General features: G+C 70.0%; 21 protein-coding genes. 13 read left to right on the forward strand and 8 right to left on the reverse strand.

Annotation, left to right across the window (positions count from 1 at the left end; all coding sequences use genetic code 11):
- Positions 1–121: 121 nt before the first annotated feature.
- Both ade and corA read left to right on the forward strand, forming a co-directional pair.
- Positions 122–1,864: an adenine deaminase gene (gene ade, locus IPL89_14090; GenBank protein ID MBK9064304.1), complete on the forward strand. Its 1,743-nt coding sequence runs from the start codon at positions 122–124 to the stop codon at positions 1,862–1,864.
- Positions 1,865–1,874: 10 nt separating this feature from the next.
- A complete protein-coding gene (gene corA, locus IPL89_14095) occupies positions 1,875–2,846 on the forward strand; it encodes a magnesium/cobalt transporter CorA (GenBank protein ID MBK9064305.1) in 972 nt (323 codons plus the stop codon).
- On the opposite strand, the gene IPL89_14100 is transcribed toward corA, so the two are convergent.
- From IPL89_14100 to IPL89_14110, 3 genes are all read right to left on the reverse strand, one after another.
- Positions 2,847–3,320 (reverse strand): periplasmic heavy metal sensor, encoded by a 474-nt coding sequence (locus IPL89_14100; protein MBK9064306.1) that lies wholly within the window; start codon positions 3,318–3,320, stop codon positions 2,847–2,849.
- A 112-nt stretch (positions 3,321–3,432) separates the two neighbouring features.
- A complete protein-coding gene (locus IPL89_14105) occupies positions 3,433–4,167 on the reverse strand; it encodes an anti-sigma factor (protein MBK9064307.1) in 735 nt (244 codons plus the stop codon).
- Entirely contained in the window at positions 4,160–4,723 is a 564-nt protein-coding gene (locus IPL89_14110; protein MBK9064308.1) for a sigma-70 family RNA polymerase sigma factor, read from the reverse strand. Before IPL89_14110 ends, IPL89_14105 begins: the two co-directional genes overlap by 8 nt.
- Positions 4,724–4,846: 123 nt before the next feature.
- Between IPL89_14110 and IPL89_14115 the strand changes: the two genes are divergently transcribed.
- The 11 genes from IPL89_14115 to IPL89_14165 all read left to right on the forward strand — a co-directional run bounded on the left by IPL89_14115 (position 4,847) and on the right by IPL89_14165 (position 17,161).
- Positions 4,847–7,159, forward strand: coding sequence for a DNA topoisomerase IV subunit A (locus IPL89_14115; GenBank protein ID MBK9064309.1), 2,313 nt, complete (start codon positions 4,847–4,849; stop codon positions 7,157–7,159).
- A 49-nt stretch (positions 7,160–7,208) separates the two neighbouring features.
- Positions 7,209–8,114, forward strand: a complete 906-nt coding sequence (locus IPL89_14120; protein MBK9064310.1) for a DUF2911 domain-containing protein — start codon at positions 7,209–7,211, stop codon at positions 8,112–8,114.
- Complete coding sequence (ispH, locus tag IPL89_14125; GenBank protein ID MBK9064311.1) at positions 8,114–8,962, forward strand: 4-hydroxy-3-methylbut-2-enyl diphosphate reductase; 849 nt, start codon at positions 8,114–8,116, stop codon at positions 8,960–8,962. Before IPL89_14120 ends, ispH begins: the two co-directional genes overlap by 1 nt.
- 793 nt (positions 8,963–9,755) lie before the next feature.
- Entirely contained in the window at positions 9,756–9,893 is a 138-nt protein-coding gene (locus IPL89_14130; protein ID MBK9064312.1) for a hypothetical protein, read from the forward strand.
- A 465-nt stretch (positions 9,894–10,358) separates the two neighbouring features.
- Entirely contained in the window at positions 10,359–10,838 is a 480-nt protein-coding gene (locus tag IPL89_14135; protein MBK9064313.1) for a hypothetical protein, read from the forward strand.
- A 165-nt stretch (positions 10,839–11,003) separates the two neighbouring features.
- Positions 11,004–12,395 (forward strand): sigma-54-dependent Fis family transcriptional regulator, encoded by a 1,392-nt coding sequence (locus IPL89_14140; GenBank protein ID MBK9064314.1) that lies wholly within the window; start codon positions 11,004–11,006, stop codon positions 12,393–12,395.
- A 32-nt stretch (positions 12,396–12,427) separates the two neighbouring features.
- Positions 12,428–12,790: a Rieske 2Fe-2S domain-containing protein gene (locus tag IPL89_14145; GenBank protein ID MBK9064315.1), complete on the forward strand. Its 363-nt coding sequence runs from the start codon at positions 12,428–12,430 to the stop codon at positions 12,788–12,790.
- A complete protein-coding gene (locus IPL89_14150; GenBank protein ID MBK9064316.1) occupies positions 12,772–13,650 on the forward strand; it encodes a cytochrome b N-terminal domain-containing protein in 879 nt (292 codons plus the stop codon). Before IPL89_14145 ends, IPL89_14150 begins: the two co-directional genes overlap by 19 nt.
- A complete protein-coding gene (locus tag IPL89_14155) occupies positions 13,650–15,290 on the forward strand; it encodes a hypothetical protein (GenBank protein ID MBK9064317.1) in 1,641 nt (546 codons plus the stop codon). The genes IPL89_14150 and IPL89_14155 overlap by 1 nt, the downstream gene beginning before the upstream one ends.
- 1 nt (position 15,291) lies before the next feature.
- The gene (locus IPL89_14160; protein MBK9064318.1) at positions 15,292–15,738 is read left to right on the forward strand and encodes a CGGC domain-containing protein; all 447 of its coding nucleotides are present in this window, start codon (positions 15,292–15,294) and stop codon (positions 15,736–15,738) included.
- A gap of 43 nt (positions 15,739–15,781) precedes the next feature.
- A complete protein-coding gene (locus IPL89_14165) occupies positions 15,782–17,161 on the forward strand; it encodes a sigma-54-dependent Fis family transcriptional regulator (protein MBK9064319.1) in 1,380 nt (459 codons plus the stop codon).
- An 8-nt stretch (positions 17,162–17,169) separates the two neighbouring features.
- Here IPL89_14165 and IPL89_14170 read toward each other — a convergent pair whose 3' ends face one another.
- From IPL89_14170 to IPL89_14190, 5 genes are read right to left on the reverse strand one after another with little or no spacing between them, the layout of a single operon-like run.
- Positions 17,170–17,553 (reverse strand): NifB/NifX family molybdenum-iron cluster-binding protein, encoded by a 384-nt coding sequence (locus IPL89_14170; GenBank protein ID MBK9064320.1) that lies wholly within the window; start codon positions 17,551–17,553, stop codon positions 17,170–17,172.
- 21 nt (positions 17,554–17,574) lie between these two features.
- Positions 17,575–18,771: a YeeE/YedE family protein gene (locus IPL89_14175; GenBank protein MBK9064321.1), complete on the reverse strand. Its 1,197-nt coding sequence runs from the start codon at positions 18,769–18,771 to the stop codon at positions 17,575–17,577.
- 2 nt (positions 18,772–18,773) lie between these two features.
- A complete protein-coding gene (locus IPL89_14180) occupies positions 18,774–19,304 on the reverse strand; it encodes a YeeE/YedE family protein (GenBank protein ID MBK9064322.1) in 531 nt (176 codons plus the stop codon).
- The gene (locus IPL89_14185) at positions 19,301–19,936 is read right to left on the reverse strand and encodes a cytochrome b/b6 domain-containing protein (protein MBK9064323.1); all 636 of its coding nucleotides are present in this window, start codon (positions 19,934–19,936) and stop codon (positions 19,301–19,303) included. Before IPL89_14185 ends, IPL89_14180 begins: the two co-directional genes overlap by 4 nt.
- 1 nt (position 19,937) lies before the next feature.
- Positions 19,938–21,503 (reverse strand): tetrathionate reductase family octaheme c-type cytochrome, encoded by a 1,566-nt coding sequence (locus IPL89_14190; protein MBK9064324.1) that lies wholly within the window; start codon positions 21,501–21,503, stop codon positions 19,938–19,940.
- Positions 21,504–21,719 lie beyond the last annotated feature (216 nt).

A 21,719-nucleotide genomic window follows, 5' to 3' on the forward strand; every position in this document is an offset into this window, starting at 1 on the left:
AGAACGCGCGCGTGTAAGCCCCCGACTGCGGGTCGCGGATCGGAAACGACGTGCTCAGTCCGGCCTCCGTTTTTCCGAGTCTATCGCGACGCGCGGCCGTCTGTCGTACGCTCTCCGGCGCATGAGCGATCTCCCCGAGACCCTGCCCCTCCGCGACTTCGTCGCAGCGGCCCGGGGCGCCGTCCCGGCCGACCTCGTCCTCAGGAACGCCCGCGTCGTGAACGTCCTGACGGGCGAGATCCACGACGGGACCGTTGGCGTGAAGGGAGACCGCATCCTCGGCTTCGGCGACTACCGCACGGAGCGCCCCGGCGACACTGTCGACCTCCGCGGCGCCTACGTCGCCCCCGCGCTCTGGGACGCGCACCTCCACATCGAGTCCACGATGACGACGCCGGGCACGTTCGCGCGTCACGCCGCGGTTCACGGGACCGCGGCGGCCGTCACGGACCCGCACGAGATCGCGAACGTGCGGGGCGTCGCGGGCATTCGCGACTTTCTGGCGGCGGCGGCGGGCCTCCCGGTGGACGTCTTCGTCATGCTTCCGTCGTGCGTCCCCTCGACGCACCTCGAGACGGCCGGGGCCGCGCTCTCGGCGGACGACCTCGCGCCGCTCTACGCCCTGCCGAACGTGCTCGGCCTCGCCGAGCTCATGAACGTCCCCGGCTTTCTCTTCGGCGACCCCGCCGTCGTCGCGAAGGTGGAGGACGCGCGGAGACGGCGCGTGCCGATCGACGGCCACTCCCCGCTCCTCTCCGGCCTCGACCTGAACGCGTACGTCGGCGCCGGCATCCGCTCGGACCACGAGTGCCTCTCGCGCGCCGAGGCGCACGAGAAGGTGCGACGCGGGATGGACATCTGGATCCGCGAGGGCACGGCCGCGAAGAACCTCGACGAACTGCTGCCGCTCGTCACCGCCGCGAACTCCGAGCGTTTCGCGTTCGCGACGGACGACCGGCACCCGTGGGACCTGCTCCGGCACGGCCACCTCGACCATCACGTGAGGCGCGCGATCGCGCTCGGGCTCGACCCCGTCCTCGCCCTGCGCCTCGCGTCGTGGTCCTGCGCCCGGCACTACGGCTTCACGGACCGCGGCGCCGTCGCGCCCGGCTTCCGGGCCGACCTCCTCACGTTCGAGCGGCTGGACGACTTCCGGCCGGACCTCGTGGTCTTGGGTGGCCGGCGCGTCGCGAAGGGCGGAAAGCTGCTCGTGGACATCCCGGCCGCGCGCATGGAAGAGGGGCCGTCGTTCCGGGTCGAAGGCTTCGACCGTACGCGGCTCAGGGTCGCGGCGGGGGAGGGCGCCTCGCTGCGCGTCATCGAGGTGCGCGCCGGCTCGATCGCGACGGGCGCGTCTTCGCAGCGCGCGGCTCTCGCGGGCGGCGCCGCGGTGCAGGACGTCTCGCGCGATCTCCTGAAGCTGGCCGTGGTCGAGCGGCACCGCGGGACCGGCAACGTGGGCGTCGCGTTCGCGCGCGGCTTCGGCCTGAAGCGCGGCGCGGTGGCCTCGTCCGTCGCGCACGACTCGCACAACGTCGTCGTCGTCGGCGCGGACGACGCGTCGATGGAGACGGCCGTCCGGCGCGTCGCCGAGATCGGCGGCGGGATCGTGGTCGCGGACGGCGCGCAGACTCTCGCCGAGGTCGCGCTGCCGGTCGGCGGCCTCATGTCGAACCTCTCCATGGCCGACGTCGACGCCGCCGAGCGCCGCGCGAACGCGGCCGCCGCGACGCTCGGAGGCACGATGGACCACCCGTTCATGACGCTCGCCTTCCTCGCCCTGCCCGTGATCCCGGAGCTCAAGCTCACGGACAAGGGCCTCGTGGACGTCGCGAAGTTCGACTTCGTGGCGGCCGTGGTCTGAGGCCGGCCCGGTGATCGTCGACTGCGGCATCTACGACGGCGGCGTGCGGCGCGCGGGTACCTTCACGTTCGAAGAGGCCTACGAGGCGTCGAAGAGTCCCGACACCTTCGTGTGGCTCGGCCTGTACGAGCCCACGCCCGACGAATTCGCGTCCGTCAAGACCGCGTTCGAGCTCCACGAGCTGGCGGTCGAGGACGCCCTCAAGGCCCACCAGCGCCCCAAGCTCGAGGTCTACGACGACACGCTCTTCATCGTCGTCAAGACGGCCCGCTACGTGGATTCCGACGAGGTCGTGTCGCTCGGCGAGCTTCTCCTCTTCGCAGGCGCGAACTTCGTCGTCGCCGTCCGGCACGGCGAAGCGAGCCCGCTCGTCGAGACCCGCAGGCGCGTCGAGAAGCGCCCGGAGCTCCTGAAGTGCGGACCGGGCGCCGTGCTCTGGGCCATTCTCGACCACGTCGTGGACGACTACCTTCCGGTGCTGGAGGGCCTCGACCACGACATCGATCAGGTCGAGAACGAGGTCTTCTCGAGCGGGAAGGAGAATCCCGCGGAGCGCATCTACTTCCTCAAGCGCGAAGTCATGGAGTTCCTGCGCGGCGTGCGTCCGCTCCGCGACCCGCTGGACCGGCTCGCGAGCGGAACGCTCACGCTCCTCCACGAGGACATCCGGCCCTACTTCCGCGACGTGAACGACCATCTCGTGCGGGTCGTCGAGCAGCTCGAGGGGGACCGCGACCTTCTGACGAGCATCCTGCAGTCGAACCTGACCCAGGTCTCGATCCTCCAGAACGAGGACATGCGGAAGATCTCGGCGTGGGCGGCGATCCTGGCGGTGCCGACGATGATCGCGGGGATCTACGGCATGAACTTCCAGCACATGCCCGAGCTGAAGTCCCCTTGGGGGTATCCCTTCGCGCTCGGGCTCATGCTGGTCGTCTGCATGGCGCTCCACCGCGCCTTCAAGCGGTCGGGCTGGCTCTAGTCAGCTCTGCGGCGGGCCGCCGCGGAGCCCGCCTCGCATCTGGCGGTGCGCGGCGATCCAGCCGTCCAGCTTCGCCCGCTGCTCGGGCGTGAGCACCGCGTCGATCTCGGCCCGGACGGCCTTCATCTTCGCCTTGGCGGTTTCGCCGTTCGCCCGCACCTTGAGGAACGCGGCGCCGACGACCGCGGGGTCGGGCTTCGCGGCGGACGCGGCCGCCTTCAGGGCCTCGCGATCTGCCTTGGCCTGCTCGCGCAGGGCCGCCCCTTCGTCCTTATGCGAGGCGAAGATCGCCTTGATCTTCTCCTTCTGGGCGTCGGAGAGGTCGAGGGTCGCCATCGCCGCGCGGATGCCCTGGGCCAGCTTGCCGGGCCCGCCGGGAGCGGGCTGGGCGAGGGCGGCCCCGGCCGCGAGCACTCCGGAGAGAACGAGGGCGGAGACACCGAAGAGATTCTTCTGAAAGGGTTTATGAGACATTTGCTGAACCTCCGGGCGGCTTTTCGTCCGCCTCTAGGGTTCAGACGCCGAATGTGGGGTCGGCGTTTACAGATGCCGCCTTCCCCCTCTTACCTTCTAAGAAAGATCCTCTTCAGAATCTCTCGCCGACGAGGACGATCGCGCCCGTCGGAGCCGGGACGCCGCCCTTCGGCTCGACCGAGACGGCGAACTTCAAGGGCCGGTCGTCGAACGACTCCTGCTTCGAGATGGGGATCACCGTCGCCCCGTCGCTCTTGGCGTCGAACGTCCCGGCCGGGACGGGCTGGTCACCCACGAACGCCCACAGCTCGTAGCTCTTCTCGAGCGGCAGGGGAGGCAGGCCGGACACCCAGAGAATTCCCTGCTTCGTCCCGGGGTTCCAGAGCAGCTTGGCGCGGGCGGCCGGGTTTCCCTCGAGCCCCTTCAGGAGCGCGACCTGCACCCGCGGGTCCTTCAGCCAGGAAATTTCCTGCGACGTCAGGGAGATCTGCCGGTCGCGCTCCTTGACCATCGTCTCGAGGCGGGCGACGTTTTCGCGCGTCGCCGCGAGGTCGGCGCGCGTCGCGTACCAGAGGGCCCCGAACGCGGCCGCGAGCATGAACGACGCGGCGACGCCGAGCGCCCAGATCATCGTGGCGAGGCCGCGGTCCGGCCCGGCCTCGGCGATCGCGATTGCGGCCGCTTCGGCGCCGGGCCCCCGGATCTCCCACAGGACGCGGTCCCGGACCTCCGCGGGCGGCGCGATCTTCGCGCCCGTGTCGAGCGCGTCGAGCTCGGCCTCGAGAGCCTCGGCCTGGAAGGCGGCCTCTTCCGCGGCGCGGAGGGCGCGCCTCTGCTCGTCAGCCACGGCTGGTTTCCTTCTGCGCGTTCGCGGCGATCGTGCGCATCTTCGAGAGGCCCGAGCGCGTCCGGCTCTTCACGGTCCCGAGCGGTTCGGCGAGACGCGCGGCGATCTCCTCCTGCGTGAGGCCTTCGAAGTAGGCGAGGCGGAGGACGGCCTGCTCCTTCTCGTTCAGCTGGGCGAGCGCGCGCTCGACGAAGTCGCGCACGTCGGCAGCCTCGGTCTCGTCGGCGGCGCCGGCGACCTGCTCGAGGATGGGTGTGTCCGCCGCCGTGATCCTCTTGTCGAACGACCGGCGGCTCCGCCAGCGGTCGAGCGCCCGGCTGCGCGCGATCGTGAACAGCCAGCCCCGCACGGACGCGCGGGCGCCGTCGAAGCGGCGCGCGTCGCGCCAGGCCTGGACGAAAGTCTCCTGCAGCACGTCTTCGGCGTCCCTCGCGTCCTTCAGGATACGGACACAGAAGCCGAAAAGGACCGGTGCGTGGAGATCGTAGAACGCGGCGAACGCCTCGCGGTCGCCCGCGACGATACGCGCGAAGAGGTCGTCAGCCGCCGCGTCCACGCCCCGGCAGACTGACGGGGCCGCCGGGGACTGTCAAGCGGGGCGGCCGGATCGGCATTTGACGCCCTTGCCGCGCCCCGCTACCTTGCACGCCGAGGCGCGCTGCGCGCGCCCGGAGCACGCATGACACGCAAGCAATCCGCCGCCTCCGGCGGCCAGCCGCCCCTGCCGTTCGACGCGGAGGTCGCCCTTCCGGAGGAAGCCCGGCGGCGGTACCTGAACTACGCCCTGTCCGTCATCACCTCGCGCGCGCTGCCCGACGTCCGCGACGGCCTCAAGCCCGTCCAGCGCCGGATCCTCTTCGCGATGTTCCAGAACCTGCACCTGATGCCGGACGCGAAGTTCAAGAAGTCCGCGTCGGTCGTCGGCGACGTGATCGGCAAGTACCACCCGCACGGCGACGTCGCGATCTACGACGCGATGGTCCGCATGGCGCAGCCCTTCTCGCTGCGCGCCCCGCTCGTCGACGGCCACGGCAACTTCGGTTCGCTGGACGGCGACTCGGCCGCGGCGTACCGGTACACCGAGGCGCGCCTCAAGCCGCTCGCCATCGAGCTCCTCTCGGAGATCCGCAAGAAGACGGTCGACTGGCGCCCGAACTTCGACGGCGTCCACTTCGAGCCGGTCGTCCTCCCGGCGCGCTTCCCGAACCTCCTCGTGAACGGCGCGAGCGGCATCGCGGTCGGCATGGCGACGTCGATTCCTCCGCACAACCCGGTCGAGGTGCTCGACGCTGCGATCGCGGCCGTCGACGACCCGGACGCGGACCCGCTCAAGCACATCAAGGGCCCGGATTTCCCGACGGGCGGGCTCCTCCTCGGGGGCAAGCGCGAGATGCGCGCGATCTACGAGACGGGCCAGGGCACGCTCAAGCTGCGGGCCGAGTGGGAGGTCGAGGAGGGAGCGCGCGGCGCGCAGACCATCGTCGTCACGTCGATCCCGTACGCGCAGGAGAAGGCCTCCCTCGTCTCGAAGATCGCGGACGTCATCATCGAGCGGCGGCTTCCGGTCCTCGTGGACGTGCGCGACGAGTCGACGGACGACGTGCGCATCGTCCTCGAGATCAAGCGCGACACGGATCCGGCGCTCGTCATGACGTACCTCTACAAGCACACGCCGCTCGAGACGACGGTCCCGATCAACCTCACGTGCCTCGTCCCGGGCCCGAACCCGGACGTCGGCGAGCCCGCGCGCCTCTCGCTCAAGGCGATGCTGCGCCACTTCCTCGACTTCCGGCTCGAGACCGTGAGGCGCCGTTTCACGTTCGACCTCGAGGAGCTGCGCCGCCGCATCCACCTCCTCGAAGGCTTCGTGATCATCTACGACGCGCTCGACGAGGCGATCCGGATCATCCGCAAGTCGGACGGCAAGGCGGACGCGGCCGGGAAGCTCATGAAGCGCTTCGGCCTCGACGAGGAGCAGGTCGAGGCGATCCTCGAGACGAAGCTCTACAAGCTCGCGCGCCTCGAGATCGACGCGATCCGCGCCGAGCTGAAGGAGAAGCTCGCGGAGGCCGCGATCATCGAGGCGATCCTCAAGTCGCCGAAGAAGCTCTGGAACGAGGTCCGGGGCGAGCTCGGCGAGGTCCGCGAGGCCCTCGCGGGGGAGAAGCGCCGCACGAAGGTGCTCGCGAGCGTGGACGAGCCTGAATACGACGCCGAGGCGTTCATCCAGCACGAGGACACGTACGCCGTCGTCACGGTCGACGGGTGGCTCAAGCGCCTCGGCCAGCTGAAAGACCCGAAGGCGACACGCCTGCGGGAGGGCGACGAGGTCCTCGCCGTGCTCCAGGGCTCGACGAAGGAGCTCGGCGTCCTCTTCTCGAACCACGGCGCCGCGTACGTTCTCCACCTGAACGACGTACCTCCTTCCACCGGCTACGGCGAGCCCGTCCAGAAGCTCTTCAAGTTCGGGGACGGCGAGCGCGTCGTCGCGGCGATGTCCCTCGACCCGCGCATCACGCGGCCGAAGAACGCCGTGCTCCTCGCCGTCACCCGGCGCGGGCTCGTCTTCCGCTTCTCGGTCGACCCGTTCCGCGAGGTGACGACGCGCGCCGGCCGGCGCTTCGCGCGGCCCGCCAAGGGCGACGAGGTCGCGCACGTCTTCGTCTGCCTCGAGAAGGACCTCGTCGCGCTCGCGTCCGAGAAGGGGCGGGCGATCCTCTTCGCGGCGTCCGAGGTCCCGGTCCTCGCGGGGCCGGGCAAGGGCGTCCTCGGCTTCAAGCTCGCGCCGGACGACAGGCTCGTGGGCGCGGCGCTCTTCGGCGAGGACGAGAAGCGCGCGACGCTGACGCTCGTGAACGGAAAGGGCACCGAGCACACGATCACGAAGCGCTACACGCCGGTCTCGCGCGGCGGGAAGGGCTTCGAGCTCATCAAGCGCGACCGGCTCGTGAAGTCGCTCGCGCCGGAGATCGAGCTCCTCTCGTTCGGCTGAGACGGAATCGCAAAAAGATAAGATGAAGAGGGAGAGGATTTCTATGAAAGTGAATAAAGCAGGGAAATCGGCCGTCGCTTCGAGGGGTTTGCTCGCCGCATGCGGGGGTGTCGCCCTCTTCACCTTCATAGGCTCCTCTTCTTCCGCGGCCCCCGTCGAGCTGCCGCGGCCGAGCCCGGCCGCGTCCGTATTCGAGAAGATCGGGACCGCGAAGCTCACCGTCACGTATTCGCGCCCCGCCGTGAAGGGCCGCGAGGTCTGGGGCGGGCTCGTTCCGTACGGCCAGGTCTGGCGCCTCGGCGCGAACGACGCCACGACGCTCGAGATCTCGGAGGCCTGCAAGCTGGCGGGTCACGAGCTTCCCGCCGGCTCGTACGCGCTCTTCGCGATCCCGGCGAAGGACAAGTGGACGATCGTCGTGAACTCCCAGGCGAAGCAGTGGGGCGCGTACTTCCGCGACCCGAAGAAGGACGTCTTCTCGTTTGACGTGACGCCCTCCGCCGGGCCGCACCAGGAGTGGCTGGAATACCGGATCCACCCGGATTCCGCGCGCGTCGTGCGGGTCGAGATGGCGTGGGAGAAGCTCCGGATCTCGTTCTCCGTCGAGGTGGACGTGAACGGGATCGTCTGGAAGAACCTCGACGCGGCACGCGCGGCCGCCGGGCCGAAGGAGCACACGGACTTCTACCAGTCGGCGCGCTTCTCCCGCGAGACGGGCGAGCGCAAGGCCGAGGCGATGGGCTGGCTGGACGAGGGCATGAAGCGCGGCGACAGCTTCTGGATGGACGAGCTCAAGGGCGATCTCCTCGCAGACGAGGGGAAATACGCCGAGGCGGCGCCGCACCTGGAGAAGGCCATCGAGGGCTCGAAGAAGGCCGGCGCGCCCGAGGAGTGGCGCGACGGCGCGCGGAGGAAGCTCGCCGAGTGGGCCGCGAAGGGAAAGCCGAAGACCTGATGGACGTCGTCCTCGCCGAGAAGTACGGCTTCTGCGCCGGCGTGCGCGTCGCGGACAAGCTCGTCCGCCTCGCGGCGCAGCGCGGTGAGACAGGCGCGATCCTCGGCCAGGTCGTCCACAACGAGAGCGTCGAGTCCGAGATGGCGGGTCTCGGCTTCCCGACGGTCCACGCGCTCGAAGACGCACGGGAGCACGCCGGCCGGATCGTCTTCTCGGCGCACGGCGTCGCGCCGTCCGTGCGCGCGCGCGCCGCGGCGCTCGGTCTCGCGGCCATCGACACGACGTGCAAGTTCGTGACCGACATCCACAAGGAGATCGACCGCTCGCTCGCGGAGGGCGCCTTCCTCGCGATCCTCGGGCAGGCCGACCACCGCGAGGTCGTCGGGTACACGAAGGACCTCGACCCGGCCCGGTACCGGGTGTTCTACAAGCTCGAGGACGTGAAGGCGTTCGACTGGTCGCGCGTCTCCACGGTCAAGATCGTCTTCCAGACGACGATCAACTCGGAGACGTTCGCCGAGCACGTGGCCGAGATCCGCCGGCGCGTCGCCGACACGCGCACCGCGGACACTATCTGCTACGCGACGAAGGAGAATCAGGACGCGCTCCGCGTGCTCTGCGACGACCCCACGATCGACGCGATCGTCGTGATCGGCGGCAAGCACAGCAAGAACACGAAGGAGCTCGCCCACATCGCCGCGGAGAAGAAGCCGACGTTCCTCGTCGGCACCGCCGCCGAGCTCGACCCCGCGAAGCTCGCGGGGTCGAAAAAGGTCGGCGTCTCCGCGGGAGCCTCGACGCCGGACTACGACGTCGAGGCGGTCGTCGCGAAGCTGAAGTCGATCTAACGCCGCTTCGGGTGCCACCCGTCGTCGCCGTCGGGGGGCTTCGGAGTCGGGACGGGCGTCCTCGTCGCGCGCCGCGTCGGCGTGGGTGTCGGAACGACCGTGGGCGTCGCGGTCGGCGGCACTCGGGTCGGCGTCGCTGTCGGGACCGGGCGTCGAACCGGGCGTCGCGGATGGCGTCTGGCGCGGAGTGGGCGTCGCCGCGGGCGGATTGCCCTCCCCGGACGGTCCGTTGTGGCACGTGTAGCAGCCCACGAGCGCGCCGGCCGCGAGCTTCACCGTTCCGTGCTCCGTGCTGAACGTCCGGTCCGTGAAGGCGCGCGAGAGGACCGTGCCCCGGTCGTCCTTGCCGTGACACGCGCGGCAGGACGCGAGGTTGGATTTCGCGGCGCCCTCGTGCCCCTTCACCCAGCTCTGGCCGAGCGGGTGCAGGCCGTGCGGCCCGCCGTTCGTCGTCGAGGGGACGGACGCGTTGTGGCACGTGGAGCACTCCGACAGCGTGCCCGCGTGGCCTTGCAGGGCGATGCTCTGGAGGTTGTCGTTCGCGTGCGAGGACGGGTACTCGGCGTGAGTCGCGCCGTGGCACGCGGAGCACTGCAACCCGCCGTGCCCCTTCGAGAACCGGTAGAGCGAGAGGCCCGCGCCTGGCGTGTCGGCGTTCGTCGCGAAGACCGTGCTCGCCGGAGCGCGCGGGTTGCCGTGCACGTCGAAGACCGACGTGTAGCGGATCTGGCCGTCGTTCACGGTCGCGGTCCCCGCGTGGCATTGCTGGCAGGACGGCTCCTGGAGCCAGCCCGTGCGGCCGGCGGCGCCCACGGCGCTCATCCCGCCGTGGCAGCTCTGGCACTGCATGAGCATCGATCCGTCCGAGGCGACGGCGGCGCCCATCGCGCCGCGCAGGCACTTCGTCTCGGAGCCCGGGTGGCAGCGGTAGCACGCCGAGCGGTTCGCGACGGAGTCGAGCGCGAGGCCGTTCGTCGGGTCGAGGACGCGCGCGTGGCGCGCGTGCATCGCCTGCGTGAGCGGCGGGATCCCGGCCCGGCCGCTGCCCGCCAGCGCCTCGGAGCCGTGGCAGGACGCGCAGAGGATCGACTTGCCGCCGGCCACCGTGGCCGAGAGACCGGCCGGGTTGAAGCCGAGGGCCGCAAGGGCCGCCGCGTACGCCGCGTTCGACGCGTTCATGTCGTCGTGGAGCCGCAGGATGTTGAGGCGGTAATCGCGCTGGGGGTTCGCGTCATGGATCCAGCCGCCGTACGGACGCGCGGCGGGGCCTGACGCCGAGGAATGGCACGAGCTGCAGTCCATCTCGTCGGAGACCGGGAGGACGATGTTCGTCGACGCGAGTACCGCGCCGGCCGGGCTCTTCGCCGTGACCTTCATGAGCGGGTAGAAGTTCTTCTTGCCGGCGTCGTCGTACGGCGTGATCGGGATGCCCTCTGCGATCCACCACTGGAGCGCCGGATCCCAGCCCATCGGCTGGGCGGCGTTCGCCGAGCCGGGCATCTTCTTTCCGAGGAGACCCGTGTCGGCGGCCGGGGAGGCCTTGAAGAGGCTTTGGACGTTGCCCCAGAAGTTCGTCTTCCCGATCGAGGTCCGGTTGATGGACCCGGTGGGGTCGGCGACCGCCTCGTACGTGAGGACGGCCCGGGCGGGGTCCGTCACGCGCTTGCCCGAGGCGTCGACGACCTGCGCCTGGATCGTGTTGTACGGCGGAAGGATCGCGAAGACCCCGAAATCCGCGTCCATGCAATGCATTCCGAGGTTGTTCCAGGCCACGACCGTCCAGCCCGTGGGGCCCGCGGCCCCGCCGGGCCGGAGCGCGAGAAGGAGGCCCGCTGCCGCGCCGAGGAGGAGTATTGAATACTTTTTAGTCATATAGTCTCCTTTTCGATGTGGCTCGGCCGGTACCCGTTGTCGTGGATAGCCGCAGGACTCGGCGGGGAGTGAACAAACCCCCGATTGCCTAACGTTGCGACGACGTCTCGCTGATGCAGCTGTACTAGAGGGCGATTTCGAGCGTCACGGGGGCAGATAATTCTCCTTGATGGAGACCCCGGTGATCCCCGCGCTCGACGCCCAGGAGGGCCTCGGCTTCGGGCCGCTCGAGACGGTGTTCGAGGCCCTGGGCCGCGCGCTCATCGTCCTCGACGCGGAGTTCCGGATCATCCGCGCGAGTCACACGCTCGACGAGATCGCGGGCAAGGGAATCGTCGAATCCGCGATCGGCCAGCCCATCGAGGAGCTCGTCGGCGCGAAGCTGTTCGGCCCCGCGGACACGCTTCGCGAGGCGCTCACGAGCGGCCGGCGCGAGGAGGGTCGGCGGGCCGTCCTCCGCTGCGGCGCCAAGAGCGCCCGCCTCGTCTCTCTCACGGCGGCCGTCGTCCCGCTCCACGTCTCGAACCACTGCGACCCGCGGGCGCGCTACCTCGTCGTCGTCCGCCCGGCCGAGGACGAGGACTCGCTCCTCCAGAGCATGATCGCGTCGCACGGCCTCGTCGCGCGCTCGCCCGCGATGCTCAAGATCGTCCACCTCGTCGAGTCGCTCCACCGGAGCAACGCGACGGTCCTCATCACGGGGGAGAGCGGGACGGGCAAGGAAGTCATCGCCCGCGCGCTCCATTCGAGCTCGCTCCAGAGCTCGGGGCCGTTCGTCGCCGTGAACTGCGGGGCCCTTCCCGCGGACCTTCTCGAGAGCGAGCTCTTCGGGCACGTGAAGGGCGCGTTCACGGGCGCGGTCCGCGACCGCGTCGGCCGGTTCGATCTCGCGCGCGGCGGGACGATCTTCCTCGACGAGGTCGGCGACATCCCGCTCCACCTGCAGGTCAAGCTCCTGCGCGTCCTGCAGGAGCGGCAGTTCGAGCGCGTCGGGGAGAGCCGGACGCGGCCGATGGAGGCGCGAATCATCGCGGCGACGAACCAGGACCTTCACGGCGCGATCCAGACGGGCCGTTTCCGCGACGATCTCTACTACCGGCTGCGCGTCGTGCCGATCCACATCCCGCCGCTCCGCGAGCGGCCCGAGGACGTCGCCCTCATCGCCCAGCACCAGCTCGCGCACATCGGCGGACGCGCGGGCCGCGCGCTCCAGCTCTCGCCCGACACGCTCGAGGCGCTCAAGACCTACCCCTGGCCCGGCAACGTGCGCGAGCTCGAGAACGCGCTCGAATACGCGGTGGCTCTCTGCACGGGCCAGACGATCCAGATCGAGGACCTGCCCGAGGAGATCCGCTCCGGTGGAGCCGCGGCAGAACCGCCGCGCCCGGCGGCTCCCGCCTCGGCGCCCGTGAGGGCGGCGGACGCCGCCGTCGATCCCGAGCGCGCGCAGATCGTCGAGGCACTCGAGAGCGCTCACTGGAACCGCCAGAAGGCGGCCGAGGCCCTTCGCCTCTCCCGCTCGACGCTCTGGAGGCGGATGCGCGACCTGGGCATCGAGTGAGCTCGCGCCGCGACTTCCTCGGTCAGCTCTGGGTGTGGACGGGCGCCGCGCTCGCGACCGCCTCCGGTTTCGTCCTCTTTCGCACATTGAGGTCCGCGGCGCCGCCGTTTCGTGAGGTCGCTCTGGACGCGGCGGTGGTCGCGCGGGCGGTCGCCTCCGGCGGCGCGGCCGTGGGCGAGATCTTCGTGGCGGGAACCGCCGAAGCCCCCGTCGCGGTCTCCCTGGCATGCACGCATCTCGGCTGCCGCGTCGCGGGCGCGCCCGGCGGATTCGCGTGCCCGTGCCACGGCAGCCGCTACGACGAGGCCGGCGCGCCCGTCGCGGGACCCGCGCGCGCGGCCCTCGCGCGCGTGCCGCTGGTGAAGCGCGGGGAATCGTGGATCGCCCGGCTCTGACGGACGCGCCTGCTCCGCGCGCGGGTCCGCCGTCCGGCGGCTTCGGGCGGCTCTCCTTCGGTTTCCTCGCCGTGAGCGTCGTCTCCGGCGTTCTTCTCGTGCCTTTTTATTCGCCCGCCGGGGCGTGGGAGAGCCTCGAGAAGATCCAGGGCGGCCTCGCGTGGGGGTTCTTCCTCCGGGCTCTTCACGCGTACTCGAGCTTCGCCGTCCTCGTGACGATGGCCCTGCACGTCGTGCAGGTCCTCGCGGCGAAGACCGAGCGCCAGCTCCCGTCCGGCGTCTGGTGGCGGTCGGTGGTTCTTCTGCCCGTCACGGTGGCGGCGCTTCTCGGCGGCTTCGTCCTGCGCGGTGACGCGGAAGCCGTAGCCGCCCTCTCGATCTGGCGGCGCATCCTCGATTCGCTCCCGCTCGCGGGCGCCGAGATCGCGCGCCTCTTCCTCGGATCGGTCCCCGGCGACCTCGGCCCCGCGGCCCTGCACCACGCCGGAACCCTCACGCTCCTCCTCTGGTTCTTCACCGCCGAGCACGCCGGGCGCCTGTTGCCCGACGCGCGCGGGACGGTCCTCGCGGCCCTCGTCTCCGTCGCCCTTGCCGGAGTCGTGCCGCTTCCGCTCGGGGCGCCGCCGTCGGCGTCGCCCGCGCACCTCCTCGGCCCGTGGTCGCTCCTCGGGCTGCAGGGCGCGCTCGAGGTCCTGCCGCCGGCGTCGGGATGGGTTCTTCCGCTCGCGGCGGTCCTCGTCCTCGGCCTCGTCCGCCACGCGGAGGGCCGTGCGCGCCGGGCCCTCCTCGCCGTGCTCGGGGCGTGGGGAGCCGCCTACGCGGCCTTCACGGTCCGCGTCCTGCTCGCAGCGAGGGGTTGATGTTCCGGACGTTCGCTTTCGTCGCGGCCCTCTGCGCGGCGCTGCTCGGTCTCCTCGCCGCGTTCAGCCGGGAGGCGCGACGCGCATCGGCTCTCGGGCGGGGGTCGGACCGCGCCGGCGGCCGCGTCGAACGCTGTGTCACGTGCCACACGAAAGAGACCGAGGATCCCGGCGGCGCGCACGCGCGCGCCGCGCTCGGCTGCGCGTCCTGCCACCTCGGCAACGCGCTCGCGTTCTCGAAGGAGCGCGCGCACGAGGGGCTCGAGAGGGAGCCCGGCGCGCTGTCGACGGTCGCGCTCACGTGCGGTCGCCCGGATTGCCATGCCCGCGAGGCGGCGCGCATTGCGACGTCGCCGATGACGCGGAACGCCGGGATGGTGGCTGTGGACCGCTTCGCGTTCGGGGAGATCGCGGAGCCCGACGGGACTCGCACGATCGCGGAGGTGCTCGCGGTGGCGCATCCGACACTCGCGGAGAGCCACCTCCGGAAGCTCTGCGCGGGCTGCCACCTCGGAACGCGGCGTACGAACCGCGACGACCTGATAGACGGCAACGGCTCCGGCTGCGCGGCCTGCCATGTGGCGCGGAAGCTCGACGACAAGCCGCGCCCGCATCCGCCCGTCGACTCGAAGATCACGGACGACCGCTGCTTCGGCTGCCACAGCGGAAGCGCGCGGATCGCGCTCAGCTATCAGGGGCTCGTCGAAGTCGAGAAGAACGCTCCGCTCGCTCACGCCGCCTCCGACGTCCATCAGGCCGCTGGCATGGCTTGTATCGACTGCCACCTCCACACGGACCTGATGGGCGACGGCACCGCTCGCACGCACAAGGAGGACCAGGTCGAGATCACGTGCGAGGCGTGCCACGGGCCGGTGCGGGCGGGCGGCGAGGTCGCATGGCGCGACGTGAAAGACGAAATCAGCAGGGAGATTCTGGCTAGAGAGAAGAGAAGAGAAGAGGAAGATTTGCTCAGAAAGGGGAAGAGGGGAGACCGCGGCGCGCCCTCGCCCGACGCTCCGGCCCGGCTCGGGAAGCGAGGCACTCCCCTCCTCAACCTTCTAAGAAAATCTTCCTCTTCCTCTTCCTCTTCCTCTCCCTCTTCTTCCTCTTCTCCTTCTTCCTGGGTTCTCGTCCGAAAGCTCGACGGCGTCGAGCTGCCCGTGAGGCAGACGCCGCGGGACCGCAACCACACGCTGCACGGGCACGAGCGGCTCTCCTGCAGCTCGTGCCACGCCGCGTGGGTGCCGACGTGCGACTCGTGCCACACGTCGTACTCCGCATCCGGCTCGTGGTGGGACTTCGGGGCCGGCCGGGAGACGCCGGGCGGCTGGACGGAGAAGTCGGGTCCGTTCGCCGCTGCGCCGCCCCTCCTCGGCGCGCGCGCCGACGGAAAGATCGTGCCCGCGCAGTACGGGATGGTCCTCACGATCGACGCGACGGCGGCGGGCGGTGCGAAGACCTCGCGCCGGCTCCTTGCTCCTGCCGAGCCGCACACGACGGGAAAGAAGGCGCGCACGTGCGAGAGCTGCCACCGCGCGCCGCCGCAGCCGGAGTTCGAGGCCGGCACGCGGACGGGGTTTAGGGATCTGAATGAAGACGAACGGCGCCGCGTGGCGCGTGCAGCGTTGAAGGAGAAGTGACATGGGCGAGAAAGTGAAGATCGGAATCGTCATCTGCGGCCGGTACGGCACCTGCGCGGGCGGAAAGTGCTTCCGGGCCCTCCGCGAGCGGGAGGGTGCGTTCGCCGCTTACGCCGGACGGGAGGTGGAGCTCGTCGGCTTCACGACCTGCGGGGGCTGTCCCGGCGGCAACGTCGAGTACGCCCCCGAAGAGATGAAGAAGAACGGCGCCGAGGTCATCCACCTCGCCACGGGCTTCGTCGTGGGCTACCCGCCGTGCCCCTACCTCGACCACTTCGTCCGGATGATCCCGGAGAAGTTCGGCCTGCAGGTCGTCGTGGGGACCCACCCCATCCCGCAGAAGTACTACAAGATCCACCAGAGTCTGGGAACATGGGACGACCCTCGTTGGGACGAGCTCCTGACGCCGACGCTCGGCGAAGAGCCCGTCCGCGTGGCCTACGACTAGGTGCGCGCGCCCGGCGGGAGCGGGGCCGGTTACGATCAGGCGCGTGAAGAAGGACGGAGCGGCCGATCTGGCTCCAAGCTGGTCCAACCTCGAGGCCGTTTTCGAGTCGCTGGGGCGCGTCCTCATCACGCTCGACGCGCAGTTCGTGATCATCCGCGCGAGCCACACGCTCGACGCTCTCGCGGGGGAGGGCGCGGCCGCGTCCGTGATCGGCAAGCCGATCGAATCGCTGATCGGCGCTCGCCTGTTCGGCCCGGAGGACTCCCTGCGCGAGGCGCTCCGGGCAGGGCGCCGGGAGGAGGGGCGGCGGGGCGTCCTGCATTGCGGCGAGGACGCCGCCCGGCTCGTGTCCGTCACGACGGCCCCCGTTGCCGAGAACGTGATGAACGCCTGCGATCCGCGGGCGCGGTACCTGGTCGTTCTGCGGCCCGCCGAAGACGACGACTCGCTGTTGCAGAGCGCGATCGCCTCGCACGGCCTCGTCGCGCGGTCGCTCCCGATGATGCGGATCGTCCACCTCGTCGAGTCGCTCCACCGGAGCGACGCCACGGTCCTCATCACGGGCGAGAGCGGAACCGGAAAGGAAGTCATCGCGCGCGCCCTCCACGCCCAGTCGACGCACGGCGCCGGGCCGTTCGTCCCCGTCAACTGCGCGGCCCTGCCGGGCGAGCTGCTCGAGAGCGAGCTCTTCGGGCACGTCCGCGGCGCGTTCACGGGAGCGGTGAAGGACCGCGTCGGGCGCCTCGAGATGGCTCACGGGGGAACGCTCTTCCTCGACGAGGCCGCGGAGATCCCGCCGGGCATCCAGGTCAAGCTTCTGCGCGTCCTGCAGGATCGGGTGTTCGAGCGCGTGGGCGAGAGCACTCCGAGGCGCCTCGGGGCGCGGATCATCGCCGCGACGAACGCCGACCTCCACGACGCGATCTTGCAGGGCAAGCTCCGGGAGGATTTCTACTACCGGCTCCGCGTCGTCCCGATTCACATCCCGCCTCTGCGCGAGCGAACCGTCGACATCGAGCTGATCGCCCGGCACCTCCTCGCGCGCATCGGCGGCCGCGAAGGCCGGGCGCTACGCCTCTCGTCGGACACGCTGTCCGTGCTCGAGGCGTTCCCGTGGCCCGGCAACGTGCGCGAGCTGGAGAACGCGCTCGAGTACGCGGTCGCGGTCTGCCGCGGGCAGACGATCCACGTCGAGGACCTGCCAATCGAGATCCGGACCGCGCCGGGTGCGCCGGTGCAAGCCGTTCCGGCCCCCGAACCCGCGGGCCTGACGCTTCCGGCCGGCGGAGAGGCCCAGCGGATCCGGGCGTCTCTCGAGCGGAACATGTGGAATCGTTCGAAGACCGCCCTCGAGCTCGGCATGAGCCGCACCACCCTCTGGCACAAGATGAGGGAGCTGCGGATCGGGCCGTCGGCCGGCTGACCCGGACGCTACTGCGGGGCCGGGCCGTGCTCGTGCGCGTGGGAGGCGCAGGCGTCCGCGGGCGCGACCTCGGACTTCTCGCCCCGCGCGATTTCGTCGAGGCATCCGCGAACCGTGGGCGCTCCCGCTCGAAGGACGGTGATCCCGGCAGCGCGCAGCTTCTCGAGCGCCCCCGAGCCGATCCCGCCGACGACGATCGCCTCGAACTTCTCGCCGGCCAGCCCGTCCAGCGGCCGGCAGGCGCCGTGTTCATGCGCGACGCGGCCGTTCGGAACCGCTCGTGCCTCGCGCGACGCGGTGTCGACGAGGACGAAGAGGGGCGCGGACCCGAAGTGGCGGGAGACGGGACTGTCCAGGCCGAGGTCCTGGGTCGCGGGGAAGCAGATCTTCACGGGGACCTTCTTTCCGGCGGTTCAGCAGCCGCCCTGAATCTTCTTCTCTGCTTTCGGTTTCTTCGCGCCCGAGTGCCGGGCGGCGTCCGTCAGGCGGCCGATCTCGGCGCGCGCGTCCTCGCGAAAGCGAAGGACGTCGGCCGCCCAGCGGCCGACCGGCGCCGCCGAGGCGGCCGGCGTCAGGATCGTCGACTCGAAGTTCGGGAAGCCGCCCTCGAGGATGGTGACGTTCTCGTAGCCGAGCTCCTCGAGCAGAAGGCCGGCCTTCCGCGCTTCGGCCTCCGTGTCGCCGACGACGATCTTGCGGACGTGCCGCGGCGCGAGAAGCGGGCTCCACTCCTTGCCGAAGAGAGATCGGGTCGGGACGTTCGTGGCGCCGGGGAGAGCCCGCGCGGCGAAGGCGGCCGGACTCCGCACGTCGACGATCCGGATGTTCGGCTCGTGATCCACGATCCGGAAGGCGAGCTCGTCGGCGGTCATCACCGGAACCGGATGGGCGCCGGCGTACGCGCCGCCCGAGACGCGCGCGAGCAGCCTGCTCTTGTAGTCGGGCAGGACGAGGAGGACGCCGCCGAGGGCGATGAGAGCGGCGCCCGCGACAACGTGGCGGCCCCGCGCGAACCGGAGGGAAGGAGCGGACGCCGGAGCCACGCGCTTCTCGATCCACGTCGTCGCGGCGAAGGCCGCGACTGCCGCGGCGACGAGGAGAAACGCGAACGCCCCCTGGGAGATGCCGAGCGAGTCGAACACCTTCACGGGGCCGAGCGCGCTCGAATCGTTGAAGTGCTTGACGAACGGGTAAGCCTCGGCGAAGCCGAGGACGCCGAGGAGGCCGCCCGCGACGAAGAACATCGCGTCGACCTTTCCGATCGCCGCGGCGCAGACGCTGGTTCCGGGGCAGTAGCCGCCGATCACGAAACCGATTCCCATGACGATCCCGCCGACGACCGCCGGCCAGAGCCAGGTCGGGTTCACGAAGATCGCCTCGGTGTCGAGGAGCCCGGCGGAGCCGAGCAGCAGGACGCCGCTCATCGCGGTCACGGCGGCGGTGAAGAAGACGCGCAGGACCGTGAAGTCGGTTCCGTAGAAGACGCCGACGAGCCGGCGCGACGAGGAGAAGCCCGCCTGCTCGAGGACGAAGCCGAACGCGAGTCCGAGGAGGAGTGCGACGACGAGGTTCAGCTGGTCGGAGATCAGGTTCGGGACGAACGGGCCCACGGCTAGCTCCCGGCCTTCCCGCCGAGCCAGAGGCCTCGCGCGAACCAGGCGAACGCGTAACCGGTTCCGAAGATGGCGAGCATCGTGACGAAGCCGGCTGTCGAGAGGACGGCCATCCCGCTGAGCGCCGCGCCGCTCGTGCAGCCGCGCGCGAACTGCGCCCCGACCCCGAAGAGCGCGCCGCCCACGATGGCGAGCGCCCACCGCAGGCCGCGGGACACGCGGGGCCCGGCCTCGGTGACGAGAGCCAGCCGGTCCGACACGAGCCCCGAGACGAAGGCGCCGATCAGGACCCCGGCGACCTCGAAGACGAGCCACGAGAGGAGCGGGCTGTCCTTTCCGGGCCCGACGTATGGGCGGTAGAACGGGGAGGCGGCGGCGTGGGCGGGGGCGAGCGTGGCCACGGCCGTGACCGCGACGCTCTTCACCGCTCCGCTCGCGCCGAGGCCGCGCCCCGTCACGAAGATCGTCGCGAGAAGGACCATTCCGAGCAGAAAGCCCGCGAGGTAGGGGTTCATCGGATTCCTGGTCATCGTGTCCTCTCTTCGCGGCTCGCGGATTCGGTCTCGAGCTCTTCGTAGCCCGTGAGCATCGCCTTGAGATTCGACGTGAGCGTGTGGCCCGTCGTGACGAGGTAAAGGTGTGCGACGAGGAACGTCACGAGGAGGAATGCGGCGGCGGTGTGGACGAGCGCGATCGTCTGGAGGCCGTGGACGTTCAGGCCGAGGACGGCGTGCCGCTGCGGATACCGGTAGAACATGTAGAGAAGGCCCGAGCCGGCGACGACCGGGATCACGAGCAGCTTGAGGCCGGCGTAGACGAGCTTCTGGAGCGGGTTCAGCTTGGAGAGGACGGTCTTGCGCGTCGGGTGGGGCGCGTTCCGGAAGATGCCGAAGACGTAGTAGTTCGCCTGGGCCACGAGGTGCGTCCACGTGGGAACGTACTGCCGCCACTCGCCCGTCGTGACGTGCCAGAAGACCGCGAAGACGATGAGGACGAGGAAGGCGATCGCGGCGACCCCGTGCGCGCGGACGGCCTGCTCGAATCCGAGAAAGCGCAGGGAGCCGTGGATCTCGAAGCCGGTCACCGCGAGGAACACGATCAGCCCGGCCTGCGTCCAGTGCCAGAACCTCTCGAAGGCCCGATAGACGTATTCGCGTCTCATGTCACTTATCTCCGTCCCGCCGGCTCACGAAGAACCTGGCGCTTCCGTGCACGAACACTCCGAGCAGCGTCATCCCCGCCAGGGCCGCACCGAGCCGGTCGACCCACGGGGACCGGTCCCTGCCCGGCATGTAGAAGCCCGGGAGCTTCGCGAGCCGTCCGCCCTCCCGCGCGTGGCACTCGTCGCAGCGGACGGCCTTGTCGCGCGGCGAGACCATGTGGTTGATCGGCCAGACCATCTCCGTCCGGGCGAAGCCGTAGTGGCCGCTGTAGGGAACGCCGATTTCCTTCATGCCCGCCTCGGCGGCCTTCCCCCAGTCGAACTCCTTCCAGTAGCCCCCGTCCCCGGCTTTCGAGGAGTAGAGCTTCGGCTGGATCAGGACGTCACTCTCCGTGTCGTAGATCTGTTTCGCGCGGTGGATCTTGACCGGGACGATCTTCGAATCCGGGTCGTCGTAGCTGCCGCCGATGGGGTTCAGGACGAGCGGCTTCGCCGGGTCGAACTTCTCCCCGACGAGGTAGTGCGACGCCGTCCCGTTGAACCACGCGTATTCTGGGACGAGGTTCTTTCCCCACACGAAGGAGCCCTTGATCGACATGTAGACGTCGGTCCCGTTCGCGTCCTTCTCCTCGTAGGGTCTTCCGTCCTTCAGCTTCCCGGCCGTCGACCAGTCCCACGCGAGCTTCGTCGGGTTCACCTTCGCGTAGACGGGGATGTGGCACGTCTGACAGGCGACTTTCAGCGTGTGCTGGTTCAGGACGTCGTCGGCGTGCGGCAGGTCCGAATGGCAGGATTCGCACACGACGCGGTTCCGGTTCATCGAGGAGACGGAGTAGGCCTTCCCGAGCATCTGGTGCTTCTTGGCGGTGTGGCACGCCGTGCACGACATGTCGGGCCCGTCGGACGCCATGTGGACGTCGACGTCGCGCGACGGGTCGAAGAGCGCCTTCTCGAGGTCTCCGTGCTTGACGTTGTTCCCGCCGCCTCCGAAGAAGTGGCAGGTGCCGCAGTTGGTCCGCTGCGGTTTTCCGACGTGCTGCGCGACCTTGTTGAGGTCTACGGAGGGATCGGGCATGCCCGCCGCACCGGCGGCTTTCACGTACGTCCCGCTCGCGTCGTGACAAGCGAGGCAGTCGACGTTGAGAGGGTTGTTCAGGTCGAACGACGCGTCCGCCCATCCGTATCCGATGTGGCACTTGTCGCAGCTCGCCTGGCTGCCCGAGACCCCGATGCAGTAGTTGTTCAGCACGTTTTTCTTGCCGACGGGGCGGATGCCCTTTCCGTCCACGTACTCCACGCGCTCCCAGTTCCAGTGCGACGAGCGCATGACCTCGACCTGGCGCCCGTTGTGGCAGGAGAGGCACGCGGCCGTCACGTCCTGCGGGCGCTTGAACGGAGTCTTGAGCTGCGTGAAGAGCGAGTGGTCGACGGAGGACTTTCCGGGCTTCGACGTCTTCGCCCGCAGCGTCTCGAGGGGCGAGGATTCGGTGCCGCGCCGGTGAAGGGCCGTGAAGGCGAGTCCCGCCGCGATCAGGACCGCGAAGAGCGCGAGAAAGATCCGTCTCATGCCCGGGTCATTTCAAGAACGACGCCAGAGCGCGCACCCCGGAATCTGGCCTGAATCGCGAGTCGACCCCCGGAAAGGTCGACTTTCCGAACGTCCTGTCGTGACGAATTGTTCAAACGTTGCGGACGCAAGACTACGCGCCATCTGAGGGTCGTCGCGACGAGTTGTTTCAGGCGAACTCGTTTTCGGTGAAACGCGGCGTCGCGCTGCGCAACG

It is taken from the genome of Acidobacteriota bacterium (assembly GCA_016716715.1).
GTDB lineage: Bacteria > Acidobacteriota > Thermoanaerobaculia > UBA5066 > UBA5066 > Fen-183.